Annotated in this window: 21 protein-coding genes and 1 rRNA gene; 18 read left to right on the forward strand and 4 right to left on the reverse strand. The window is 65.0% G+C overall.

Going from position 1 to position 22,685, the window contains the following annotated elements:
• Positions 1-165 precede the first annotated feature (165 nt).
• From rrf to BLT03_RS19780, 13 genes are all read left to right on the forward strand, one after another.
• Positions 166-278 (forward strand): 5S ribosomal RNA (rrf, locus tag BLT03_RS19715).
• A gap of 412 nt (positions 279-690) precedes the next feature.
• The gene (locus tag BLT03_RS19720; RefSeq protein ID WP_092745481.1) at positions 691-1,089 is read left to right on the forward strand and encodes a MerR family transcriptional regulator; all 399 of its coding nucleotides are present in this window, start codon (positions 691-693) and stop codon (positions 1,087-1,089) included.
• 41 nt (positions 1,090-1,130) lie between these two features.
• Positions 1,131-1,592, forward strand: coding sequence for a PaaI family thioesterase (locus BLT03_RS19725; RefSeq protein WP_092745482.1), 462 nt, complete (start codon positions 1,131-1,133; stop codon positions 1,590-1,592).
• Between the two features lie 37 nt (positions 1,593-1,629).
• Positions 1,630-2,817, forward strand: a complete 1,188-nt coding sequence (locus tag BLT03_RS19730; protein ID WP_092745483.1) for an isovaleryl-CoA dehydrogenase — start codon at positions 1,630-1,632, stop codon at positions 2,815-2,817.
• A gap of 30 nt (positions 2,818-2,847) precedes the next feature.
• A complete protein-coding gene (gene can / locus BLT03_RS19735) occupies positions 2,848-3,510 on the forward strand; it encodes a carbonate dehydratase (RefSeq protein ID WP_092745484.1) in 663 nt (220 codons plus the stop codon).
• Positions 3,511-3,539: 29 nt separating this feature from the next.
• Complete coding sequence (gene aceK / locus BLT03_RS19740) at positions 3,540-5,351, forward strand: bifunctional isocitrate dehydrogenase kinase/phosphatase (RefSeq protein ID WP_092745485.1); 1,812 nt, start codon at positions 3,540-3,542, stop codon at positions 5,349-5,351.
• A 64-nt stretch (positions 5,352-5,415) separates the two neighbouring features.
• Positions 5,416-6,600 carry an acetyl-CoA C-acyltransferase gene (locus BLT03_RS19745; RefSeq protein WP_092745486.1) on the forward strand — a complete coding sequence of 395 codons (1,185 nt, stop codon included), beginning with the start codon at positions 5,416-5,418 and terminating at the stop codon, positions 6,598-6,600.
• An 89-nt stretch (positions 6,601-6,689) separates the two neighbouring features.
• On the forward strand, positions 6,690-7,361 hold the full coding sequence (locus BLT03_RS19750) for an SDR family oxidoreductase (protein ID WP_092745487.1): 672 nt from the start codon (positions 6,690-6,692) through the stop codon (positions 7,359-7,361).
• Complete coding sequence (locus BLT03_RS19755) at positions 7,358-8,509, forward strand: acyltransferase family protein (protein WP_245711472.1); 1,152 nt, start codon at positions 7,358-7,360, stop codon at positions 8,507-8,509. The genes BLT03_RS19750 and BLT03_RS19755 overlap by 4 nt, the downstream gene beginning before the upstream one ends.
• Before the next feature lie 72 nt (positions 8,510-8,581).
• Positions 8,582-9,712, forward strand: a complete 1,131-nt coding sequence (locus BLT03_RS19760; RefSeq protein WP_092745488.1) for an acyl-CoA dehydrogenase family protein — start codon at positions 8,582-8,584, stop codon at positions 9,710-9,712.
• Positions 9,713-10,020: 308 nt separating this feature from the next.
• On the forward strand, positions 10,021-11,523 hold the full coding sequence (locus BLT03_RS19765) for a hypothetical protein (protein WP_217640184.1): 1,503 nt from the start codon (positions 10,021-10,023) through the stop codon (positions 11,521-11,523).
• A gap of 55 nt (positions 11,524-11,578) precedes the next feature.
• Positions 11,579-12,217 (forward strand): hypothetical protein, encoded by a 639-nt coding sequence (locus BLT03_RS19770; protein ID WP_092745489.1) that lies wholly within the window; start codon positions 11,579-11,581, stop codon positions 12,215-12,217.
• Between the two features lie 243 nt (positions 12,218-12,460).
• The gene (locus BLT03_RS19780) at positions 12,461-14,116 is read left to right on the forward strand and encodes a hypothetical protein (RefSeq protein ID WP_217640185.1); all 1,656 of its coding nucleotides are present in this window, start codon (positions 12,461-12,463) and stop codon (positions 14,114-14,116) included.
• Positions 14,117-14,165: 49 nt separating this feature from the next.
• Here the strand turns inward: BLT03_RS19780 and pepE are convergent, their stop codons facing one another.
• On the reverse strand, positions 14,166-14,894 hold the full coding sequence (gene pepE, locus BLT03_RS19785; protein ID WP_092745492.1) for a dipeptidase PepE: 729 nt from the start codon (positions 14,892-14,894) through the stop codon (positions 14,166-14,168).
• A gap of 130 nt (positions 14,895-15,024) precedes the next feature.
• Positions 15,025-15,504 (reverse strand): DUF421 domain-containing protein, encoded by a 480-nt coding sequence (locus BLT03_RS19790; protein WP_092745545.1) that lies wholly within the window; start codon positions 15,502-15,504, stop codon positions 15,025-15,027.
• Between the two features lie 144 nt (positions 15,505-15,648).
• On the opposite strand from BLT03_RS19790, the gene BLT03_RS19795 reads away from it, so the two are divergent.
• From BLT03_RS19795 to BLT03_RS19805, 3 genes are read left to right on the forward strand one after another with little or no spacing between them, the layout of a single operon-like run.
• Positions 15,649-16,356, forward strand: a complete 708-nt coding sequence (locus BLT03_RS19795; RefSeq protein ID WP_092745493.1) for a DUF4197 domain-containing protein — start codon at positions 15,649-15,651, stop codon at positions 16,354-16,356.
• Positions 16,357-16,372: 16 nt separating this feature from the next.
• Positions 16,373-16,813, forward strand: a complete 441-nt coding sequence (locus tag BLT03_RS19800; RefSeq protein ID WP_175537813.1) for a YchJ family protein — start codon at positions 16,373-16,375, stop codon at positions 16,811-16,813.
• A gap of 39 nt (positions 16,814-16,852) precedes the next feature.
• Positions 16,853-18,655: an ATP-binding response regulator gene (locus BLT03_RS19805; protein WP_092745495.1), complete on the forward strand. Its 1,803-nt coding sequence runs from the start codon at positions 16,853-16,855 to the stop codon at positions 18,653-18,655.
• Between the two features lies 1 nt (position 18,656).
• On the opposite strand, the gene BLT03_RS19810 is transcribed toward BLT03_RS19805, so the two are convergent.
• On the reverse strand, positions 18,657-19,358 hold the full coding sequence (locus tag BLT03_RS19810) for a LuxR C-terminal-related transcriptional regulator (RefSeq protein WP_245711474.1): 702 nt from the start codon (positions 19,356-19,358) through the stop codon (positions 18,657-18,659).
• A 286-nt stretch (positions 19,359-19,644) separates the two neighbouring features.
• Between BLT03_RS19810 and BLT03_RS24920 the strand changes: the two genes are divergently transcribed.
• Both BLT03_RS24920 and BLT03_RS19825 read left to right on the forward strand, forming a co-directional pair.
• The gene (locus tag BLT03_RS24920) at positions 19,645-20,733 is read left to right on the forward strand and encodes a hypothetical protein (protein WP_175537811.1); all 1,089 of its coding nucleotides are present in this window, start codon (positions 19,645-19,647) and stop codon (positions 20,731-20,733) included.
• Between the two features lie 145 nt (positions 20,734-20,878).
• The gene (locus BLT03_RS19825) at positions 20,879-21,562 is read left to right on the forward strand and encodes an HAD family hydrolase (protein ID WP_092745547.1); all 684 of its coding nucleotides are present in this window, start codon (positions 20,879-20,881) and stop codon (positions 21,560-21,562) included.
• Between the two features lie 36 nt (positions 21,563-21,598).
• On the opposite strand, the gene BLT03_RS19830 is transcribed toward BLT03_RS19825, so the two are convergent.
• Entirely contained in the window at positions 21,599-22,657 is a 1,059-nt protein-coding gene (locus tag BLT03_RS19830) for an AraC family transcriptional regulator (RefSeq protein WP_092745498.1), read from the reverse strand.
• Positions 22,658-22,685: the final 28 nt, after the last annotated feature.

Here is a 22,685-nt window from a genome sequence, read left to right on the forward strand (position 1 = left end):
ATGCGTTAAGCTAACCAGTACTAATTGCTCGTGCGGCTTGACCCTATAACTTTGATCACCATTCGATCAAGTTGTTATGCCAAGTGACGCAGTCAAACCAAAAAACTGATTCCAAACTCTATGAATTCGCCGCCTTGACAGCCGTCAAGGTAGCACCAAGTTATGCCTGATGACCATAGCAAGTTGGTACCACTCCTTCCCATCCCGAACAGGACAGTGAAACGACTTTGCGCCGATGATAGTGCGGGTTCCCGTGTGAAAGTAGGTCATCGTCAGGCTCTTACAGCCCAATCCGCCCCAGCATCTATCGATGTTGGGGCGTTTTGCTTTGGGCGAAACAATGACATAGCCCTACTGCGGCAATGGGAGATAGCAGCTCCAAAGTCGCTAAGAGCGATTTATTCCTCTCCGGCACAGGCGCCGCTGTTGAGACAGATTCACAGCTTTTTTAGGAGCAGAGTTGCGGGCTTTCAGTGGGTGGAGTGGTCCGTCACAATTTAACGGCGCCGATCCAACTACATTTCAAGCAGCAAGCAGCTTGCCTCGCTGGGCAGTTCAACGCCATTCAATTCGGGACGTGTGGAGAGTACAGCTCTGCAATACACTAGGATTGACGTTGACGTAAACGTCACAAGCCCGGGCGAACCTGCATCCATTGGTCGTTCCGCAAACCAATGATGATTTGCTTTTATGGCCGCCACCACCTACACCATCAGCGATCTCGCCAAAGAGTTTGACTTAACCACCCGTGCCATGCGTTTTTACGAGGACATGGGATTGCTCCAGCCAGAGCGAACAGGTCCAGGTGGTCGAACCCGTCTCTACAGCGCTCGAGATCGAGCCCGCCTGAGACTGACGCTTCGCGCGAAGCGCTTGGGTTTATCGCTGACTGAAGCCAAGGAGGTCATCGATCTGTATGACAGCCCCCGTGATACTGGCGTTCAACTGCGGAAATTCCTTGACGTATTAGCGGGGCATCGCAAGCAACTGGAAGAGCAGATGGCTGATCTTCAGGCGAACCTGGAAGAGGTGCGAGAGCATGAAAAAGAGGCGCGTGCACTGCTGCTAAAGGCAGAGAAGAAGAAATGATTCATAATTGACGTTTACGTAAACGTAAATCAGTCATTGCCATGCCGCTCACGCTTTCCGAACTCGCGCATCCTGAGTATGCCCAACGGGTTGCTCAAAGCTTTTCCCTTCAAGGTGCCATGAAAACTCTGGATGCCCGACTGGGTCGCTTGGCGCCCGGCGAAGTGGACATCGAGTTGGACTGGGCACCCTCTTTGACCCAGCAACATGGCTTTTTGCATGCAGGCATGGTGTCCACCGCGCTGGATTCTGCGTGTGGTTACGCCGCCTTCACGCTGATGCCGACGGACGCTGCGGTGTTGACGATCGAATTCAAAATCAATTTGTTGGCACCGGCGCGTGGGCCTCGATTCCGCATGGAGGGCCGCGTCATCAAGCCCGGCCGAACCATCACCGTGTGTGAGGGCCGCGCTTACGGCGTGGATGGCACTCAGGAAAAACTGATCGCCACGATGGGTTGCACCCTCATGTCCGTCATAGGGCGTGACGGCGTCGCCGGCTGAATTCTTCTTCATTGATGCCAAAACAGGAGACATAAATATGACCGTTGCCAACCTTCCAGGCCTGAATTTTCAGTTGGGCGAGGACGTTGATGCATTGCGCGATGCCGTGCGCGACTTCGCGCAGGCGGAGATCGCGCCGCGCGCCGCGGAGATTGATCGCACCGACCAGTTCCCAATGGATCTCTGGCGCAAGATGGGCGACTTGGGCGTGCTGGGGATCACGGTGCCGGAAACCTATGGCGGCGCGCAAATGGGCTATCTCGCCCACATGGTGGCGATGGAGGAAATTTCTCGCGCCAGCGCCTCGGTAGGGTTGTCTTACGGTGCGCACAGCAACCTTTGCGTGAACCAGATCAACCGAAACGGAACGGAAGAGCAAAAGCAGAAGTACTTGCCGCGCTTGATTAGTGGCGAACACGTGGGCGCCTTGGCCATGAGTGAGCCCGGAGCAGGTTCCGATGTGATCAGCATGAAGCTGAAGGCAGAAGACAAGGGCGGCTATTACCTGCTCAATGGCACCAAGATGTGGATCACCAACGGGCCGGATGCCGACACCCTGGTCGTTTACGCCAAGACCGAGCCGGAGTTGGGCGCGCGGGGTGTCACAGCATTCCTGATCGAAAAAGGCATGAAGGGTTTCAGCATCGCGCAGAAGCTGGACAAGCTCGGAATGCGCGGTAGCCACACAGGCGAACTAGTCTTCGAAAACGTCGAGGTGCCGGCCAGCCAGGTTTTGGGTTCTCTCAACGGCGGCGCCAAAGTGCTCATGAGCGGGCTGGATTACGAGCGAGCCGTGCTGACGGGCGGGCCGCTTGGCATCATGCAGTCGGTGATGGACAACGTGATTCCGTACATCCACGACCGCAAGCAGTTCGGCCAAAGCATTGGCGAGTTCCAGCTGATCCAGGGCAAGGTGGCGGACATGTACACCGTGCTTCAGGCCGGCCGATCCTTCGCCTACACGGTGGCGAAGAACCTCGACATGCTGGGCGTCGACCATGTTCGGCAAGTGCGCAAGGACTGCGCCTCGGTCATTTTGTGGTGCGCGGAAAAAGCCACCTGGATGGCGGGCGAAGGTGTGCAAATCTTTGGCGGCAATGGCTACATCAACGAGTACCCGCTGGGACGCCTGTGGCGGGATGCAAAACTCTATGAGATCGGCGCAGGCACGAGCGAGATCCGACGTATGCTCATCGGCCGCGAATTGTTCGCGGAAACATGCTGATTTGTTGAACAATCCTCCGAAAGAGCCGATATGACCGTTCCAGACATCGAACAACTTTTCGTCCACAACCGTGCGTGGGCAGCGCAGATGGAGCGGGAACGTCCCGGGTTTTTCACAGGCCTCATGGCGCAGCAAAAACCCAAGTACATGTGGGTCGGCTGCTCCGACAGCCGCGTGCCGGCCAACCAGATCACCGGGCTGGAGCCGGGCGAGGTGTTCGTGCATCGCAACGTGGCCAACGTGGTGGTGCCCACCGATCTGAACTGTCTTTCCACGATCCAGTACGCGGTCGATCAACTGCGCGTCGAGCACCTGATGGTGGTCGGCCATTACGGATGCGGCGGCGTGCTGGCCGCGCTGCAGGATGTGCGCGTGGGCCTGGCAGACAACTGGATTCGCCACGTGAAGGATGTGCGCGATCGCCATCGTGAACTCATCGCGGCGACGCCGCAGGCGTGGCGCCACGACGTGCTTTGCGAACTCAACGCCATCGAGCAGGTGATGAATGTCGCGCAGACCACGGTGATGCTCGATGCCTGGGCGAGCGGCCAGAACGTCACCCTGCATGCCTGGTGCTACGGCCTGAAGGACGGGTTGATCAAGAACCTGAACCTGGAGGTCTCCGGCACCGAAGGCCTTGACGCGCTGTACCAGGCGGCCGTTGCCGGCATTGCGGCCACCCGCCGCGAGTAAGCGAGCTCCTTTTCGAAGGACAGGGCCCCGTGTTCCCCCAGCGACTGGACTCCCCGCACGCGTACGCAATCGCCAAGGCGATGATGGATGGCTTCAACCGCCACTATCAGCTGTTTCGCTCGGAGTCTGCCCGCGCCAAGCACCGTTTCGAGACGGCCGACTGGCACGGGCAGCAGCGGGCCCAGCGGGAACGGATCGAGTTCTACGACCTGCGCGTGAAGGAATGCGTGCGGCGGCTGGACAAGGAGTTCCATGCGGGGGAGCAGCCGATGGATGTGTGGCACCAGGTCAAGCTGCACTACATCGGTCTGCTCGTCGACCATCACCAGCCCGAACTCGCCGAAACATTCTTCAATTCGGTCACGACGAAGATCCTTCACCGCACGCATTTCCACAACAACTTCATCTTCGTGCGGCCGGCGGTCAGCACGGAGTACATCGAAAACGAAGAGCCTGCGGCAAGGCCGACCTACCGCGCCTACTACCCTTCGCCTGGGACGCTGCACGAGACACTGGTGCGCATCGTCGACAACTTCCAGTTGCAAAGGCCATTCCAAGACCTGGACCGTGACATCCGCAATGTGCTGGCGGCCCTTCAGCAGCGGCTGGGCGCGCACACCAAGCTGCGCGCCAATTTCCAGATCCAGGTGCTGTCCGGCCTGTTCTACCGGAACAAGGGCGCTTATCTGGTAGGCAAGGTGATCAACGGGTTCAACGAACTGGCCTTCGCGTTGCCGATCTTGCACGACGACTCAGGCCGTCTGATGATCGATGCAGCCCTGTTCGGCGAGGACGATCTGCAGATGCTGTTCAGCTTTGCGCGGGCGTATTTCATGGTGGACATGGAAATCCCTAGCGCCTACGTGCAGTTCCTGCGCGGCCTGATGCCGCGCAAGCCTCGGGCCGAGCTTTACAACGCGCTGGGACTGGCCAAGCAGGGCAAGACGCTGTTCTACCGCGACTTTCTGCACCACCTGCGCTATTCGAGCGATCGTTTTCGCATCGCTCCAGGCATCAAGGGCATGGTGATGCTGGTGTTCGATCTGCCGAGCTTTCCGTTCGTGTTCAAGCTGATCAAGGACTACTACCCTCCGCAGAAAGACACCACGCGCGAGCAGATCAAGTCCAAGTATTTGCTGGTCAAGCAGCACGACCGGGTGGGTCGCATGGCCGACACGCTCGAATACAGCGAGGTGGCGTTTCCGCGCGAGCGCTTCGAAGACGAACTGATTGCCGAAATCGAAAAATTCGCCCCGAGCCAGCTGGAGATCAGCGACCGGGACGGCGATGGGCAGACCGAGGTCATCATCAAGCACCTCTACATCGAGCGGCGGATGATTCCGCTCAACATCTACCTGCAGGAAGCTTTCGAGGCCGGGCTGCACGATGCCCGTGCGCGCCAGCAGATGGAGCGCAGCGTGATCGAATACGGCAACGCCATCAAGGATCTCGTGGCCGCCAATATCTTTCCGGGCGACATGCTGTGGAAGAACTTCGGCGTTACGCGCAACGGCAAGGTGGTGTTCTACGACTACGACGAGATCGAATACCTCACCGACTGCCAGTTCCGCCGAGTTCCCGCCGCCCGCAACGAAGAGGACGAAATGAGCGGCGAGGTCTGGTACGCCGTGGGCCCGCGCGACGTGTTTCCTGAAACCTTCGGCCCCTTTCTGCTTGGCAACGATGCCGTGCGCGAGGTGTTCATGCGGCACCACGCCGATCTGCTGGATGCAGGCTTTTGGCAGACGCACAAGGAGCGCATCCAGGCGGGCCACGTGTACGACGTTTTTCCCTACGACAGCGAACGGCGGTTCTCGCCGCAATCCGCACCGCCGCATTGAGCAGGCAGCGGCACAGCATCTTTCCTTTCCGATTTTTCACACCCCTTGCAGCAGGAGCAACAGCATGAGCAGTGATTCCATCGTCATCGTCGGTGCCGCGCGCACCCCCATGGGCGCCTTCCAGGGCGACTTTTCCAGCCTGGCCGCACACGACCTGGGCGGCGTGGCCATCCGTGCCGCCGTCGAGCGCGCGGGCATATCTCCGGAACTGGTGGAAGAGGTGCTGTTCGGCAACTGCCTCATGGCGGGACAGGGCCAGGCCCCTGCCCGCCAGGCCGGTTTCAAGGGCGGGCTGCCGCAGAGCGCAGGCGCTGTCACGCTGAGCAAGATGTGCGGGTCGGGCATGAAGGCGGCGATGTTCGCGCACGACCTGCTGCTCGCCGGCACGCATGAGGTGATCGTCGCCGGCGGCATGGAGAGCATGACCAACGCGCCCTATCTGCTGCAAAAGGGCCGTGGCGGCTACCGCCTGGGCCATGACCGCATCTTCGACCACATGATGATCGATGGCCTGGAAGACGCTTACGAGCCCGGCCGCTCGATGGGCACCTTCGGCGAGGATTGCGCCAGCAAATACGAATTCACGCGCGAGCAGCAGGACGCGTTCGCCACGGCCAGTGTGCAGCGCGCCAAGGCCGCCAGCGACTCGGGCGCGTTCGCCGACGAGATCGCCCCGGTGACCGTCAAGACCCGCTCGGGCGAAACCGTGGTGTCGATCGACGAAGGTCCGGGCAAGGTCAAGCTGGACAAGGTTCCGCAGTTGAAGCCCGCATTCAAGAAGGACGGCACCATCACGGCTGCCTCCAGCTCCAGCATCAACGATGGCGCCGCGGCACTGGTGATGATGCGCGAGTCCACCGCCCAGAAGCTCGGTTGCCAGCCCATCGCGCGCATCGTGGCCCATGCCATGCATGCGCAGGCGCCGGAATGGTTCACGACAGCACCCGTCGGCGCCACGCAGAAAGCGCTGAACAAGGCCGGCTGGAGCGTGCTGGACGTGGACCTGTGGGAAGTGAACGAAGCCTTCGCCGTCGTGCCCATGGCGCTGATGAAAGAGCTGAACGTGTCGCACGACATCGTCAACGTGAACGGCGGCGCCTGCGCGCTGGGCCATCCGATCGGCGCGAGCGGCGCCCGCATCATGGTCACGCTGATCCATGCGCTCAAAGCGCGCGGCAAGAAGCGCGGCTTGGCCACGCTGTGCATCGGCGGTGGCGAAGGCACGGCCGTGGCGCTGGAACTGGTGTAATTGCCCGGAATCCTATTGCTATAAAAATAATAGCTGTACACCGTTGATTTTATTGCGCTGGAGGCCAATTTGACTCAAGGACCTATCTCGTGACTCAGACTGTTCTCGTCATCGGCGCATCGCGTGGTCTCGGGCTCGAATTCGTGCGGCAGTACCGCGAAGCGGGCTGCCGCGTGATCGCCACCGTGCGTGACGAAGCGGGCCGCGACCGCGTCCAGGCGCTTGGTGCCGAGCCCATGCTCGTGGATGTGGCCAACCCGGCCAGCGTCAGTGGCCTGGCTTGGCAACTGGACGGCGAAAAGATCGATGTGGCGCTGTATGTGGCGGGCGTGATCCGCCGGCCTTCTGCGCGCACCCCGCCCACGCGCGAGGACTTCGACGCGGTCATGCACACCAACGTGCTGGGCGCCATGCAGGCGCTGCCCCAGGTGGCGCCGCAGGTGGAGCAGGCGGGCGGCATCTTTGCCTTTCTTTCCTCCACCATGTCGCTGATCGGCACCGTGCCGAACAGCGATTCGTGGCTGTACCGCACCAGCAAGGCGGCCCTCAACATGGCGGTGGCCGCCGCGCAGCACGACTATCCCGCGGCGACGCTCATCACGCTGGACCCGGGCTGGGTCAAGACCGACATGGGCGGCGAGGGCGCTGCGCTCGCGCCCGAAGACAGCGTTCGCGGCATGCGCCAGGTGCTGGGCAGCGTCACCGCGGCTGACCGCGGCCGGCTGCTGCACCACGACGGCCGGCGGGCCGCGCACTGGTGAGCGCCGCAACGCTGGAGGCCTCGGGCAGGGCGGCGGTGATCGCGCCGACCGCGCATGGCACCAACCATTTCAACCTGCTGCGGCTGGCGGCGGCCATCGCCGTGCTGCTATCGCACGGCGAGTTCCTTTATCGCCTGACCATGCCTGTGCCTTTTGCGGGGCACAGCGTGGGGTCGCTGGCGGTGTACTGCTTCTTCTTCATCAGCGGCTATCTCGTGTGCCAAAGCTGGGAGCGCGAACCGCACCTCGGTCTGTTCTGGATCAAGCGCGTGGCGCGCATCTTTCCCGGCCTGATCGTGGCGACCGCATTCTCGGTGGCCGTGGTGGGCTGGGCCATGACGCAGGTGTCCACGCAGCAGTACTGGACCGACGCGCGCACCTGGATCAATTTCTCCAACAACGCCGTCGGCCTTGCATTCATGCAGGTGCTGCCCGGCGTATTCGAAACCAACCCGTTCGCGCGCACGGTCAACGGCTCGCTGTGGACGATCCGGTACGAACTGCTGATGTACGTCCTGCTGTCGCTCGCTGGCGTGGCCGGGTGGACGCGCCGGCGCTGGGTGTATCCCCTGGCCGCGCTGCTGATGGCGGTGTCCTGGCAATGGGCGCGCGCGGCGGGTTGGGACGCGTTTGTCGATGCCGGACCACGCTGGTTCAAGGCGTTCTTCCATCTGTTCCAGTGGTCCGAGGTATCGGGGTTCGGCGTGGTCTTCCTGCTCGGCTGCACTTTTGCCGCCTACCGGGTGCGCAGTGGCGCTTGGCTGCTGCCGGTGGCAGCGATGGGCGGCGTCCTCGCGCTGGCCACGCCGTTCGCCTGGAGCGTGCAGGTAGGCGTGTGGGCATTGGTGGCCGCAGGCATGTTCTGGGCGGCGCACGCGGGCGGTGGCCGTTCGGGTGGCTGGCTGCGCGAAGACCTCTCCTACGGCGTGTACATCTACGCCTTCCCCATCCAGCAGGCCGTGACCGAAATCGGCCTGCGGCGTGGCTGGAGCCTGGCGGTCTGCCTCACGGCGTCGCTCGTGCTGACGCTGGTCATGGCCGCGTTCTCGTGGTTCTGCATCGAAAAGCCCGGAGTGCGCCTGGGGCGGCGCGTGGTGGAGCAGTGGTCGCGCCGCCGCAGCCAGCGGCTGCAGGGTGCGCCCGTGTAGCCGGCGCTGAGCACCGCACAAGAATTTTCAAGGCCTTTTCAGAGCCATTCCTTTCGACGACGGAGACAAAAAATGCTGTTGAACCAAGACCAGGAAATGATCCGCGACGCCGTGCGCGACTTCGCCCAGCGCGAGCTGTGGCCGCACGCCGCCCGCTGGGACCGTGAGCACCACTTCCCCCGCGAAGCCCACCAGGGGCTGGCCGCCCTGGGCGCCTACGGCATCTGCGTGCCGGAAGAAGACGGCGGCGCCGGGCTCGATTACCTGACCCTGGCGCTGGTGCTGGAAGAGATCGCGGCCGGCGACGGCGGCACCAGCACCGCCATCAGCGTGACCAACTGCCCGGTGAACGCCATCCTCATGCGCTACGGCAATGCCGCGCAGAAGAAGACCTGGCTCGCCCCGCTCGCCCAGGGCCAGATGCTGGGCGCGTTCTGCCTGACCGAGCCGCATGTGGGCTCCGACGCCTCGGCCCTGCGCACCACGGCCGTAAAGGACGGCGACGGCTACGTGATCAACGGCGTCAAGCAGTTCATCACCAGTGGCAAGAACGGCCATGTCGCCATCGTCATCGCGGTCACCGACAAGGGCGCCGGAAAGAAGGGCATGAGCGCGTTCCTCGTGCCCACCGATTCGCCCGGCTACACCGTGGCGCGGCTGGAGGACAAGCTCGGGCAGCACAGCAGCGACACGGCGCAGATCCAATTCGACCAATGCCGCGTGCCTGCCGAAAACCTCATCGGCGCGGAAGGCGAAGGCTACAAGATCGCCCTCGGCGCCTTGGAGGGCGGCCGCATCGGCATCGCTGCGCAAAGCGTGGGCATGGCACGCAGCGCCTTCGAAACCGCGCTGGCGTACTCGAAAGAGCGCGAGAGCTTCGGCACCCCCATCTTCAACCACCAGGCCGTCGGCTTTCGGTTGGCCGACTGCGCCACGCAGATCGAGGCCGCGCGCCAGCTCATCTGGCACGCGGCGGCCCTGCGCGACGCCGGACGGCCCTGCCTCAAAGAGGCCGCCATGGCCAAGCTCTTTGCCAGCGAGATGGCCGAGCAGGTGTGCAGCGCAGCGATCCAGACGCTGGGCGGCTATGGCGTGGTGAACGACTTCCCCGTGGAGCGCATCTACCGCGACGTGCGCGTGTGCCAGATCTACGAGGGCACCAGCGACGTGCAGAAGATCATCATTCAGCGCGCCCTGGCCTGAGGCCTGAAGGGGGCAGCGCAGGACCCATGGTGTCCTGCCCCGTTGATTCGCCTGCCCGCATGACGCTTCGCGAAGTGGCAACGGCGCAGCGGATCCGACCGACATACTGACTTGCGCCGGACCGTATGGGCGGCAGAAAGAAAGTCATGTTGCCGGATCACTCTCCTCGCATCGGTCGGAATTCGATGCCCATTGCGCGGCGCGGCTCCGACGAGATCGCACCCCCTGCCTCAGCAACGTCTTCGCCGCCATCTGCTTCGCTGGAGCGGCCTGTCGGGCTCCGCGGTGCTCCGAAGCCCTCACAACGCGTGGCAGAGCAACTGTCGCCCTTGCGCAGCGCGTTGCCTTCAGTGGCACGCCCGCCTTCGAATTCGCCGCAGAGTGAGATTCAACCGGCTGGCATCGACCCTCCGCGAGGGGGCGGCACGACGCTCGGGGAGTTGTTTCAGAAAGACCCCCCTTTCCGTCCGAAACTGGGCGAGCTGTTGAAGCAGGCGCAACGGCAAGAACAAGCCGAGAAGGCAGAGAAGGCCTTGCAAGCCCAGGAACACCATCGGGCCGAACTGGTGCGGCTGGTGAACTCTGCGCTGCCCGATGGCGGCGCGGCGATGAAGCGGCTGAAGGAGCGTGCGTCCCGAAAGCACCCCGTCACGATGGCCGAGCGGTGGCACGCGATTCGCACGGGAAGCCCCAAGCGAATGGAGGGCGAGCGAAAGACAGCGTTCGAAGCGCTGGTGCGCGACGATCTGATGGCTTTGGCGGACCACGGCGGAATCGAGCCGATGAAGGCCACCGACAAGATGAACGAGGCTCTGGCGGAGGGGATTCTGGGTCAGGGCATTCTGGACAAAGACCGGGCCCTGTTGAAGGAAGTTCTGGACGGGCTGTCCATCTTGCCCATCTACCAGGAATTCAACCTGAAGATCACGGACGCAACCCAGCCTGCGTTCACCGATTCCCAGTTGTTGGAACGGCCAGAGAAGATGGGGCAAGGCAAGATGAGCGTGACCTATCAGGTCAAGCTCATGGGCTCTGATGGCGTACCCATCACTGCCGTTTTCAAGCCGCTGGAATCAGAGGACCCGAGCTTCGTTGCATTGCGATCGGGAATCCCGAAAGAGAACCCGCAGACGGCCATGCGCAACCTGGCTACCGTCGCCTACGGGGACAAGCTGGGCTTCGACGTGATCACCAACACACGCATGGGGCTGATCAGCAGGGGCAGCCCAGGGCAAGACCCCTTCAAGCCAACGCTCGGCATGGTCATGGACATGGCCCCGGGGGACCAGGCTGACTACACCCAGGCCAGCATCCTGAAGCGGGCGGATGTGACTGCGGGCGTGATAAAGCTCCAGTTGCTCGACCACTTGACCGGCCAGGGCGATCGCCACGGCAGCAACTATTTCATCCACATCGACGCGAACGATCAGGCCAAGGTCACTGGAATCGACAACGATCAGTGCTTCGGAAAGAACCTGACGAAACCGCAAGACATCCAGAAAATCGACGGCAACTCACAGCGTTGGGCATTTAACGGCACCGCGCTGCCTCCCGTGGTCGATACGGACATGGAACAAGCCATCCAGTCACTTACGGAGGGCGATATCCGGGAGATGCTGGGGGACAAACTGGACGGAGACGAAATCGAAGCCGCCGTTCAGCGACACCAAGGCCTCAAGGATTACGTCGCCCAGTTGAAGGTGGACGGCCTGGTCATCGATCCTGGCCACTGGGGGCTTGAGAAAGTACAGGAGCTCCTGACCCCAGTGAACAGCTACCTGGGGCGAGAACTGCCATGGGCCAAAGACTAGCGTGGCTCCTGCCTTCGAGGCTGCCGCCGCAACGATCATTGAAGAAAGATTTCCGATGAATGCTCCCGCAAAAGAAACAACACGCGATACCGCTTTGCCCGGCACGGCGCTGGCGTTGTTTGCCGGCGAGGAACTGCCATTTCCGCCGGTGCCGGAAGCGCTCGCGGGCGCATTGCAGTCCCAGGGGCGGGCATGGTTCGCCACGCGCCCCATGGCGTCTACCCCTTACGACTTCCATCACTTCCTGAACGAGATCGAAACCCAGCCCGACCTGGCGGACTACGCCGTAGTGGGCTTCGACGGGCACGGTACCAACAGCTGGGCGGTGCATTTCTACATGGTCGCCAAAGGCATCGCCCTCTTCATCAAGCTCCCTTGGGGTGGGGCGTATCTGGAGCCCGGTCCGGCGCGCGTTCAGATCACGGAAATGTTCGATTGGGCCGCAGCTTTGCTCTTGCAACTGCAACGGGCGGAAGTGGCCGGCAAGGTCCCGCCGGGGATGCGGCTCCACGTGGCGGCGAGCCGTTTCGACCACGCGGGCTGGCGCTGGGTGGGCGCGGGGCAGAACGCGGCCCAGACGCCGTGGAACCCTGCGGGTGGCATGCGGGCGGCCTTGCTTCAGGAGCTCGAAGAAATGATCGCTGGCAGGGCGTTCGCTGACGGGTCGAACCTGCAGGCGCAGATCGCTCTGTAGCGGGGCGTTCGCCTTCTTCTGGTGGCGGGGTGCAGTTCGCTGCAGCCGGAGCGCGGGTGCCATCGGCTGATACACCGCCATGCGCCTTGTTTTTTGACCGGCGTGGTGAGAGTTGTCTTGCCGTAGAACCTTTCGGATCAGCTGGCCCCGGCCCCATCACGTTGCGCATCGAACCGGCGCACCGGAGCGGCGTCTCGCTTCGTCCCTTGCTCTGGCGCTTCGCCAACAAGCGCTTTCCAGCGCTTGTTCACCCCCGCACTTGCCGATGCCACCTTGGTTTTTGGTGGCAGAGAGCGAGTCGTTTTGCCAGAGAGCCTGTCCCGAATCACCCGGAGTTCCAATCCCGGTGCGCTGCGCGTCGACCTTGACGCTGTGCCATCCCCACCCGCATCGCCTTCACGCGGCGGTGTGCTGCAGGGGCCGATCGGGCTGGAGGGTCGTGCGCCTGAGTCGCCCAAAGGCATGGCAGGGCAACTTTCACCCTTGCGCAGTGCGCTTCCCAAGCCACAGGCTGGCAACCCGTCCTCCTCTCCCGCGATTCTTTCAAGGCATTCAAGCCGCGAAATCCAGCCGGAGGCAGCCGCCCGGCCCGTGCCCCGTTCGACGCTGGGCGAGCTGTTCGCGCAGGCGCGGCAGGAAGAAAAAGCCGAACGCGATCAGCTCCTGCAATCGGCCCTGCCCCAAGGAGGAGGGGCGATGAAGCGGCTGAAGGACCGAGCCGCCCGAAAACATCCGGCCACGATGGCCGAAAAGTGGCATGCACGCTTGAACGGATCGCCAAAGCCCATGGAGGGCAAGCGCAGAGCGGATTTCATGGCGCTGGTGCGAGCCGATGCGATGGCGGTGGCCAGGGTTGGCCAGATCGATGCCCGCGTGGCGGTGGACAGAATGCGCCCGGCGGTCGAGGATGGGGCTCTGAGCCAGGACATCCTGGCGGAAGACCGTGGGTTGCTGCTGGAAGTCCTGGGGCAGTTGGCCGACCCTGCCGATCATCTCTATCGACAGTTGAATCTGAAGATCACGCCCGACACCCAACTGGCGTACCAAGATGCTCAGGTGCTGGAGGCGCCCACGGCGCTGGCCTCTGGCAACTATCACACCGTCTTTGCGCTGAAAGTCATGGGTGCCGATGACGTCGCGCAAGACAAGGTCTTCAAGCCGCTCAAGGCCAAGGAGAAAAACGAGGTTGGCATCTTTGCTGGCATCTCCAGGGACGATTCGCAAATGGCGATGCGCAACATCGCGACTGTCTCGTTGGCGAAGAGGCTCGGACTCGACGTCATCGTGGACACAGAACTGGCAATGATCGACACCGGGCGTGGCCCGTTAGATCCTGATCTCGGCCTGATCATGGAACGTGCGCCCGGTACGAAGGCCGGCTCCGTCGAGCCTGGCGTCCTGTCACTGCCAGCTGTTTTCGCAGAAGTGACCAAGCTTCAGTTGCTGGACCACCTGACGGGCCAGGTGGATCGGCATCTCAACAACTATTTCATTCACGTCGGGCCGAACGGCGACGCCAAGGTCACGGGCATCGACAACGACCTGTGCTTCGGCGAGAAACTGACCGACCCTGCCGACATTCGACGGATCGAAAGCGATAGCCTGTTCGTGCCTTTCGAGGGCACCCATCTACCACCTGTGATCGACACGGACATGGAAAGAGCGATTCAGGGGCTCGCCGAAAGCGACCTTCGTTCGATCCTTTCAGACAAGCTGAACGAGGCCGAGCTTGATGCTGCGGGCAGTCGGCTAGAAGGGCTCAAGAAATACGCAGTCTCGCTTCATTTGGCTAACAAAGTCATTGAGCCGGACCAATGGAATGACCCAGCGGTGCAGCAACTCTTCAATGCGCAAAACAGCTACATCGGCCGCGAGCGCAGCAAGAGGGAGAACTTCTAACTCCGCCAGGGTCACCGGCCTAGCGCTGGGCCCGAACGCGTCCCCTGGTTCAGAGGTCGGCGGGCAGCGGCCCCGCATTCATCAACCGGGGCGCGGTCGCGCCATGGAACAGCCGCGCCGGCGCGTCGCCCAGCAGCGTGCGCGCGCTGCCTTGCAGCCGCAGCCCCGTGCCTTCCGGCAGGCCCAGCACGCGGGTGTCGGGGTTCAGCACGCAGAACTCCTGCAGGCGCTCCTGCCGCGTTTCGCCGCGGTGGCCGGGCGGGTGGGCTTCGGTGTAGTGCGCATTGATCTGCCAGGGCACCAGGCCCATTGCGTCCAGGCCGCCCGGATCGGTGATAGGCATGTCGTTGGTGGTGCGGATGGTGGGGCAGGCGATGTTGGAGCCTGCGCTCCATCCCAGGTACGAGGCTTGGCCACCGCACACGCGCTCGGCCATGGCAGCCAGCAGGCCCTGCCGGCGCAGGTGGCCCAGCAGCGCGAAGGTGTTGCCGCCACCCACGACGATGCGTCGCGCGCCCTGCACGGCCGCCAGCGGATCGGCCGCACGGTGGACCGACTGCACGCGCAGCCCCAGCGGATGCAGGGCCTGCGCGACCAGCGCTTCGTAGTCGTCCCAGCCGCGCGTGACGCCGGCGAACGGAATGAAGAGGGCGTCGCCGCCGTCCGCCTCACCGTGGCTCGCGGTCGTGGGCAACGCCGCCCAGTCGCGGACCCAGTCGAGGGCGTGGGTGAGGTAGCCTGCGTCGCTGCTGGAGTTGCTCAGGAGCAGAAGATTCATGGGGTGTGTTCCGGTGGTGGCGTCCCGTGGGATCGTGGAAGAAGAAAGCAAGCCAATCAGCCTGCAAAGCGATTGCTATTAAATAGATAGCTATGTGCCGTTGATTTTATTGCGCTGGAGGCCTTTTTGATCAAGAGCCTCCTCCGCGCTGGCGCAGCACGACGGTGATCTGGCCATTGGTCTCGATGGTGGCGCGCTCCACCTCGTGCAGGTGCAGGCTGCCCCCCGCGCGCAGCGCGGCGGCGAGGTCTTCGGTCGAGATCAGCTCCTTGCGCATCAGCGCCTCGTTCACCTGGCCGTGGCGTACGAGCACCTCGGGCTTGCCGTCCACCAGGTGGGCGAGCCACTGGAACCGGAAGGTCAGCTGGGCCAGCAGCACGTGGCAGACGATGAGGGTGACCGCCGAGATCAGCCCGCCCACGAGGGAGTTGTCGCCCGCGTTCATCGAGTTCTGCACGGCATTGGACAGCACCAGCAGCAGCACCAGGTCGAACGGTGCGGTCTGCCCCGTCTGCCGCTTGCCCGTCAAGCGCAGGAAGACCAGCAGGAAGAGGTAGACGATCACCCCGCGCACGATGAATTCCCACCAAGGCACGCTCATTGCCAACATCGCCATTCTCCGGTTGAGCCCGACATGGGCGGGGTGCAGTGTGCCATCTGCAAGAATGCGCCCCTCGGGCCGGTGCCGGGCCGCTTTCGCACTTTGCGGCTCCGCTCCCGCCCCCCATCTTTTTCGTTTCAGCAAAGGACCGCCATGCAGCGTCGCACCTTCCACCACCACGCGGGCGCCGGGGCCCTGGGCCTTTGCCTGCTGGCCGCCCACGGCCGGGCGCTGGCGTTGTCGCTGGGCGACCTCTCCAGCGCTGATGCCACCAGCGGCGTGAAAACCGCACTGGCGCAAGGCGCGCAGGCGGCCGTGGCGCTGCTCGGGCGGCCGGACGGCTTTCTGGGCAATCCGCAGGTGCGCATCCCGCTGCCCGGCAAGCTGGAGAAGGCCGCGGAGCTGATGCGCCGCTTCGGCCAGGGCCGGCGCATCGACGAGTTGGTCACCTCCATGAACCGCGCGGCCGAGCAGGCCGTGCCCATGGGCCGCGATCTGCTGGTGGGCGCCGTGCAGACCATGACCGTGACCGATGCCAAGGGCATCCTCGCGGGCGGCGAAACGTCGGTGACCGAATTCTTCGCCCGCAAGACCCGCGCGCCGCTGGGCGAGCGGTTCCTGCCCGTGGTGGGGCGTGCCATCGAACAGGTGGGGCTCACGCAGCAGTACAACGCCTTCGCCAGCAAGGCCGCAGGCTTCGGCCTGATCCGCCAGGAAGACGCCAACCTGTCGCAGTACGTCACGGGCAAGACCCTGGACGGCCTGTATCTCATGATCGGCGAGGAGGAAAAGAAGATCCGCCAGGACCCGGTCGGCACGGGCAGCGCCATCTTGCGCAAGGTCTTCGGGGCGCTGCAATGACGGGAGCGCGCCAGTGATTCCGTCCGCATTTGCGAAGCCGTCCGCGTTGCCTGGCGGCGGTACCGCCTGCCCGTGCGGCCGCCTGTCGCCGCAGCGCCGGCCGCTGGCCTATGCCGATTGCTGCGGGCGCTACATCGACCATTTCGAAACCGTGCCCGCCCCCGATGCGGAAAGCCTCATGCGCTCGCGCTATACGGCCTTCGTGCGCGAGCAGGCGCCGTACCTGCTGGCCACCTGGGAGGCCGTCCATCGCCCTGCACGGGTGGATTTCGAGCCCGGCGTGCGCTGGCTGGGCCTGGAGGTGCGCGCGCACCGCTGCACGGAGGGTGACCGCGCCGAGGTCGAATTCGTGGCCCGCCAACGCCTGCCCGGCGGCCGGGCCCATCGGCTGCACGAGCTGAGCCGCTTCGTGCGCCGGGAGGGGCGCTGGTTCTATGTCGACGGCGATCTTCGGTAGCCCCCGCATGGCCGATCGCCCTGGCGGCCATCGCCGCCCATGACCGATACCTCCGTGCATTCCGCCGGCCTGGACGGGGCCGGCGTGCAGGCGCTGGACCTGGCGGTGCGCCGGCGGCTGCTGCAATCGCTGGCCGCGCGGGGCTCTTCGGAGATCGCGGCGCTGGTCATCCCCGGGGTGCTGGTGTGGTTCTACAGCCGCTTCGCACCGCCGGGCGTGCTCGTTGCCTGGTGGGCGCTTTTCCTGGGGGTTGCCGCGGGCCTGCTGTGGATGCGGCTGGGCCTGCGCCGCGACGCCGCGCTGTCCGATGCCGTGGCCGTGCCCAAGTGGGAGCGCATCTTCCAGCGGCTGTCGATCGTCAGCGGGCTGGTGTGGACGCTGCCCGTCGTTCTCACGCTGCAGACCGCCCCGCTGGAATTTCGGCTGTTCCTGTACCTGGTGCTGTGCGCGGTCATCGCGTCGGCCACGACCTTCCTCGCACCGGTGCCGGGGATTTTCTGGCGGTTCTTCGGGGCGAGCTACGTGCCGTCCGCTTTTGGGATCTACTGGTACTTTCCGCTGCGCTGGCATTACATATTGCCGCTGATGCTGCTGTATGGCGCGGTGCTGTGCCGGCATGCCTGGGGCTCGCGCAAGTTCGTGCTGCAGCAGGTCGAAATGGAGCGCCAGCGCGCGCAGCTGGCCGAGCAGTACCGAGCGGCCAAGGAGGCGGCAGAGCGGGCGCTGGAGGAAAAGAACCGTTTCATCTCCACCGCTAGCCACGACCTGCGCCAGCCGTTGCATGCCATGGGCCTGCTGGTGGAGACGGCCCTGCAGCGCAACCGGGACGAGAGTTTGGCCGCTGTGCTGCAGGACGTGCAGGGCTGCGTGCGGTCGCTGAACTTCATGTTCAACGCGTTGCTGGATCTGTCGCGCATCGAGGCGGGGACTTTTTCCGTGCACGAGGAAAACGTGGCCCTGTCCGCGCTGTTCGACGACGTGGCCACGGTCTTCGCGCCGGATGCCGCCTTGCGCGGGCTGCGGCTTCGGCGGCACCTGCCGCGCCATCGCGAGGCCACGGTGCGGGGCGACCCGGCGCTGCTGCGGCAGATGGTGTTCAACCTGGCGCAAAACGCGCTGCGCTACACCGCTTCGGGCGGGGTGCTGCTGGGTGCGCGGGCGCGGGGTGACCGCTGGCGCATCGAGGTGTGGGACACCGGCGCAGGCGTGGCGCCGAAGGACCGCCACCGCATCTACGCGCCGTTCTACCGCAGCGAGCATGCCCGGGTGCAGCAGGCCGAGGGGCATGGCCTGGGGCTGTCGGTGGTGGCGCGCTCGGCCGGGCTGATCGGCGCGGGGTATGGCTTCGAATCGACGCCCGGCCGGGGCTCTTGTTTCTGGCTGGAACTGGCCGCAGCCCCGCCGGGAGAGGCTTCGCCGGCGGACACGATGCTGCAGCCCGCGGCGCCCTGGGCGGAGCGGATGGCATCGCTCCAGGGGCGCTGCCTGCTGGTGGAGGACGATCCTCAGATCGCCAAGTCGCTGTCCCAATTGCTGCAGTCGTGGGGGCTGGAGGTGCAGCATGCCGCGACCGGCGCGCAGGCCATGGCCCGGCTGGACGGTGGCTTCGTGCCCGATGCCGTGCTGTGCGACCAGCGGCTGGGGGCGGGCGAGAGCGGCTTTGCCGTGCTGCAGGCCTTGCTGGCGCGCTGCGGCCACGCGCGCGGCGCCATGGTGAGTGGCGAGCACGACGCCCCGGCGCTGCTACAGGCCGAGGAGGACGGCTACCTCGTGTTCCGGAAACCGCTGGCCCCGCAGGCGCTGCATGCGGTGCTGTCCCGGTGGATGGCACCGGCGCCGTAGTTCAGCGGGGGTAGGGCGACGCCGGCAACTCCAGCCGCACGCCGCGCAGCTTGGCGATCGCCTCGACCCGGTTGCGCGCCTGCAGCTTGTGCAGGATGGCGGTCACATGTTCCTTGACGGTGTGCTCGGACACATTCAAAGCCGTCGCGATGGGGCGGTTGGGCAGCCCCTGCAGCAGCATCGCCAGGATTTCGCCCTGACGCGGGGTCAGGCCCAGTTCGGCGGGCGACAGCGGCACCTCGCGCGCCAGCGGCGCGTCGGACACCGGCACGGCACCGTCCGCCGCCGCGTCGAACCACGTGCCGCCCTCGAGCACCTCGGTCACCGCAGCCGCGAACACCTCAGGCACTTCCTGTTTATGGACGAAGCCGTGGGCGCCTGCAGCGCGTGCCTTCAGCACGACGGCCGGATGGCTGTCGCCGCTGACCATGAGCACGCGGGTGGAGGGCGCCAGCGCCAGCACGTCGCGGATGAACAGCGACGTGGCGCCGTCCGCCAGCCAGAAGTCCACCAGCGCGATAGCAGGTGCGCCGCGCTGTGCAATGGTGCGCAGCGCTTCGGGCGCACTGCCCGCGCTCACCGCATCGTCCAGTTTCTTGTGTAACCGCAGGAACGCGGTCATGCCGTGCGCGACGAGGGGATGGTCATCGACCACCAGCCCATAGTTGTCGCCACCAGGGCGCAGGGATTCAGAAAAGCTCAAGGAAATTTCCGTGCCGATGCAGGTTTTCCGCCCTCGGGTTGCACTGCACCGTGTAACAAATACCCCCCTTCAGAGGGGGTAGGGCATGGGGTGCACTGTACTAATAATCAGCGCCTTTTTGACGTCGGGCCAGGCGATATCGCCCTCGGCCGTTGCTTTGATGCCAGTCACCCCGACGCAGGGACGTGCCGGCGCCGCCGTGCCGGACCACGCGCGTCCGCTGCGATCGTGGGTGTTCTCCCTTTGGGTGGGCACCTCGTCTTTTCACCATTCACCAGGAAACACCATGAACACTGCGGACCTGACCCGCCTGACCGCCACTGCCTTGATCGCCTCCCTGCTCGCGGCCTGTGGAGGCAGCGATGGCAACGGCGACTCCACGGCACCGACGGTACCAGGCGCGCCTGCTCCTGCGCCATCACCGGCACCGGCGCCCGCGCCAGGTCCCGATCCGACGACTCCCGCGCCCGCTCCGGCTCCAGCCCCCGCCAACGTGACCGGCCAGTACCGCCAGGAAAGCGCCCCCGCATCGATGGATGCCGCACTGGCGGCCATGAACGCCCAGGGCGCTCAGGGCTACGCGTACCTCGCCACGTTCGCCGTCAACCCGGGCACCAATTCGCAAGCGCTGGGCAGCTTCTATCTCCAGAACACGGCCCATACCGGCTCGCGCCTGCAGTACGTGGCCATCGCGCAGCCGGCCACGGCGGACGCGCTGTTGGCGCTGCTCAATCAGCAGGGCGCCAGCGGCTTCGCCTACAAGTCGCCCATGTCGTTCGGCACGGTGTCGGAATCCCGGGGCATTTTCGTGAAAGACACGACCAAGTCGACGACCTACACGTATGAAAAACTGCCGATCTCGTCCACGCTGTCCAGGGATGGGTTCGTGGCCCAGCTCAACGCACAGGGCGCGCGCGGCTTCCGTCTGGTGGGGCCCATGACGGCGGGCAATGAGTTCTTCAACGTGTACATGAAGGATTCTTCGGCCAACACCTACGCCTACATTGGATTGGACGGCCTGCAATCCAGCGTTGCAGCCTATGGCGACGCGCTGCGCCAGCGGCTGAACGAGCAGGGTGGGCAGGGCCGCCTGTGGGTCGGCGATTTCGTGGTGCAGGGCAATGCCACCGCCAGCATCTTCGAGAAAAGCGCGAGCCAGAGCGGCGCTATTCGCTACACCGTCGAACCCGCGGGCGCCAGAAACACCCTGGATCAGTTGCAGGCCGAACTCAATGCACGGGCTGCGCAGGGCTTGTTCTATTTCAGCGATGTGGCCTCCGTCGATACATCCACCAACGCCATCAGCTCGTTCACGGTGTCGGTGGGCGGTGCCGAGTCGTTGCGCAACCCCTTGGCGGGCATCACCTACCCTTGAGGGCGGACGGCGCTGGGCTGGGCCCTTCCAGCGCTTGCGGTAGATTGCAGGCTCTCTGATGGATGCGGCGCCGGCCCTTACCGGCAGCCGCACCACTGGCGCCAACCGCGCCTGCCCTGTGTGTTCCTGCCCCAATCCCTCTGCCATGCCCCATCCCGCCCTGCCATCTGCCTACGACGCCGTGCTGTTCGATTGCGACGGCGTTCTCGTGGACAGCGAAGCCATCACCCACCGCGTGCTGCGCGACCGGCTCGAAGCCTCGGGCTGGAAGCTCACCCCCGAGGAATGCATGGCCATTTTTCTGGGCAAGGCGGTGCGCAGCGAGGCGGCGCGCATCGAGGCCGAAACTGGCCAGCCGCTGACGGACGCGTGGATGGCCGATTTCTACGCCCGCCGCAACAACGCGCTGCAGGCCGAGCTGGGCCCCATTCCCGGCGCCCTCGATGCCGTGCGCGCCGTGCATGCGCGGCTTGGTGGCCGCATCGCCTGCGCCTCGGGCGCGGACCGCTTCAAGGTCGAACTGCAACTGGCCAAGGTGGGCCTGACGCCGTTCTTCCAGGGCCGCATCTTCAGCGGCCACGAAATGCCCCGCACCAAGCCTGCGCCCGACGTGTACCTGGCCGCGGCTGCGGCCCTGGGCGCCGACCCGGCGCGCTGCCTGGTGGTCGAAGATTCGGTCACGGGCGTGCAGGCCGGCGTAGCAGCGGGCGCCACGGTGGTCGGCTACAGCCCCGCGCCTGTCGGACACGGGTCGGTCCAGGACCTGCGCGCGGCGGGGGCCGACCATGTCATCGCCCACATGGCGGAGCTGCCCGAACTGCTGGGCTGAGCGAACGGCGGCGCCGGACCGGCGCGAGCCTTCCCTCTACCCTCCGCTGGCCAGCCGGGCCGCCCGGCGGAACGCGGCGGGAGACTGGCCTGTCCAGTCGCGAAACGCGCGGATGAAACTCTTCTCGTTCATGAACCCCGCTGCCTGCGCCACCTGCTTGATCGGGCGGTCGGTGCGGTGCAGCAGATCGATGGCGCGGTGCTGCCGCACCTCGTCCTTCAACGCCTGCAGCGATGCGCCTTCTTCCTTGAGCTGGCGGTGCAGCGTGCGTGGCGACAGGTGCAGCCGTTCGGCCAGGGCCTGCGCGCCGTACAGCGCGCCGGAGTCTGCGGCCAGCACCTGCCGCACGCGCTGCACCAGCAGGCGGTCGCGCCGGTACTGGCGCACGGTGAGCGGCAGGGCGCGCTGCAGCATGGTGCGCAAGGCATCTTCGTCGCGCCGCAGCGGCAGGGCGAGGTAGCGCGCATCGAACCGCAGCGCAGCCTGGGGCGCATGGAAGGCGATGGGGCCGGCGAACAGCAGCGGATACACCGCGTGGTGCGGAGGCGGCGCAAAAGGAAAGTCAGCCCCCTGGAGCGGCAGCCGCGAATCGATCAGCCAGCACGCCAGCCCCAGCGCATTGCGCAGCATCGAGACCAGGCAAAACTCGCGCAGCGTGCCGAGGTCGCGGTGCTCGGCCATGGCCAGCGTGGCGGTAGCGCCGTCGCTGGTCAGGGTGAGGGCGATGTCGTCGGTCAGCAGGCCGTGGTGGCGGCACCAGCGCTGCAGGGCCAGGCCCAGGTGCGGCGCGCTGATCGAGGCGCGCGCCAGCATGCCGTAGCTGCCCCAGGGCAGGCGCCGGCCGAACCAGCCCAGGGCTTCGTCGTCCAGTTCGCGCATGGCGCCGTCGGACAGCTGCTCCATCTGCAGCGCGGTGATGCGCCCGTGCGGGTCGTCGATCTCCGATGGCGTGATTTGTGCCTGCCGCAGCACGGCCGATGCGTCCATGCCTCGCAGGGTGTAGGCCTGCACGATCGCACGCACGAAAGCCATGGGTGTGGCCGCTGCGGGCGCCTGAGCGTTGGGCGGGGCGGTGTCGATGCGGGTGACTGCCATGGGTCCGGAGTGTGCCTGCGCTGGCGCA

Source organism: Paracidovorax valerianellae (assembly GCF_900102625.1).
GTDB lineage: Bacteria > Pseudomonadota > Gammaproteobacteria > Burkholderiales > Burkholderiaceae_C > Paracidovorax > Paracidovorax valerianellae.

Coding starts and splice junctions, on each gene's coding strand:
- BLT03_RS19720 (WP_092745481.1), top strand. CDS start 691: ATGGCCGCCACCACCTACACCATCAGCGATCTCGCCAAAGAGTTTGAC.
- BLT03_RS19725 (WP_092745482.1), top strand. CDS start 1,131: ATGCCGCTCACGCTTTCCGAACTCGCGCATCCTGAGTATGCCCAACGG.
- BLT03_RS19730 (WP_092745483.1), top strand. CDS start 1,630: ATGACCGTTGCCAACCTTCCAGGCCTGAATTTTCAGTTGGGCGAGGAC.
- can (WP_092745484.1), top strand. CDS start 2,848: ATGACCGTTCCAGACATCGAACAACTTTTCGTCCACAACCGTGCGTGG.
- BLT03_RS19745 (WP_092745486.1), top strand. CDS start 5,416: ATGAGCAGTGATTCCATCGTCATCGTCGGTGCCGCGCGCACCCCCATG.
- BLT03_RS19760 (WP_092745488.1), top strand. CDS start 8,582: ATGCTGTTGAACCAAGACCAGGAAATGATCCGCGACGCCGTGCGCGAC.
- BLT03_RS19770 (WP_092745489.1), top strand. CDS start 11,579: ATGAATGCTCCCGCAAAAGAAACAACACGCGATACCGCTTTGCCCGGC.
- pepE (WP_092745492.1), bottom strand. CDS start 14,894: ATGAATCTTCTGCTCCTGAGCAACTCCAGCAGCGACGCAGGCTACCTC.
- BLT03_RS19790 (WP_092745545.1), bottom strand. CDS start 15,504: ATGTTGGCAATGAGCGTGCCTTGGTGGGAATTCATCGTGCGCGGGGTG.
- BLT03_RS19795 (WP_092745493.1), top strand. CDS start 15,649: ATGCAGCGTCGCACCTTCCACCACCACGCGGGCGCCGGGGCCCTGGGC.
- BLT03_RS19805 (WP_092745495.1), top strand. CDS start 16,853: ATGACCGATACCTCCGTGCATTCCGCCGGCCTGGACGGGGCCGGCGTG.
- BLT03_RS24920 (WP_175537811.1), top strand. CDS start 19,645: ATGAACACTGCGGACCTGACCCGCCTGACCGCCACTGCCTTGATCGCC.
- BLT03_RS19825 (WP_092745547.1), top strand. CDS start 20,879: ATGCCCCATCCCGCCCTGCCATCTGCCTACGACGCCGTGCTGTTCGAT.
- BLT03_RS19830 (WP_092745498.1), bottom strand. CDS start 22,657: ATGGCAGTCACCCGCATCGACACCGCCCCGCCCAACGCTCAGGCGCCC.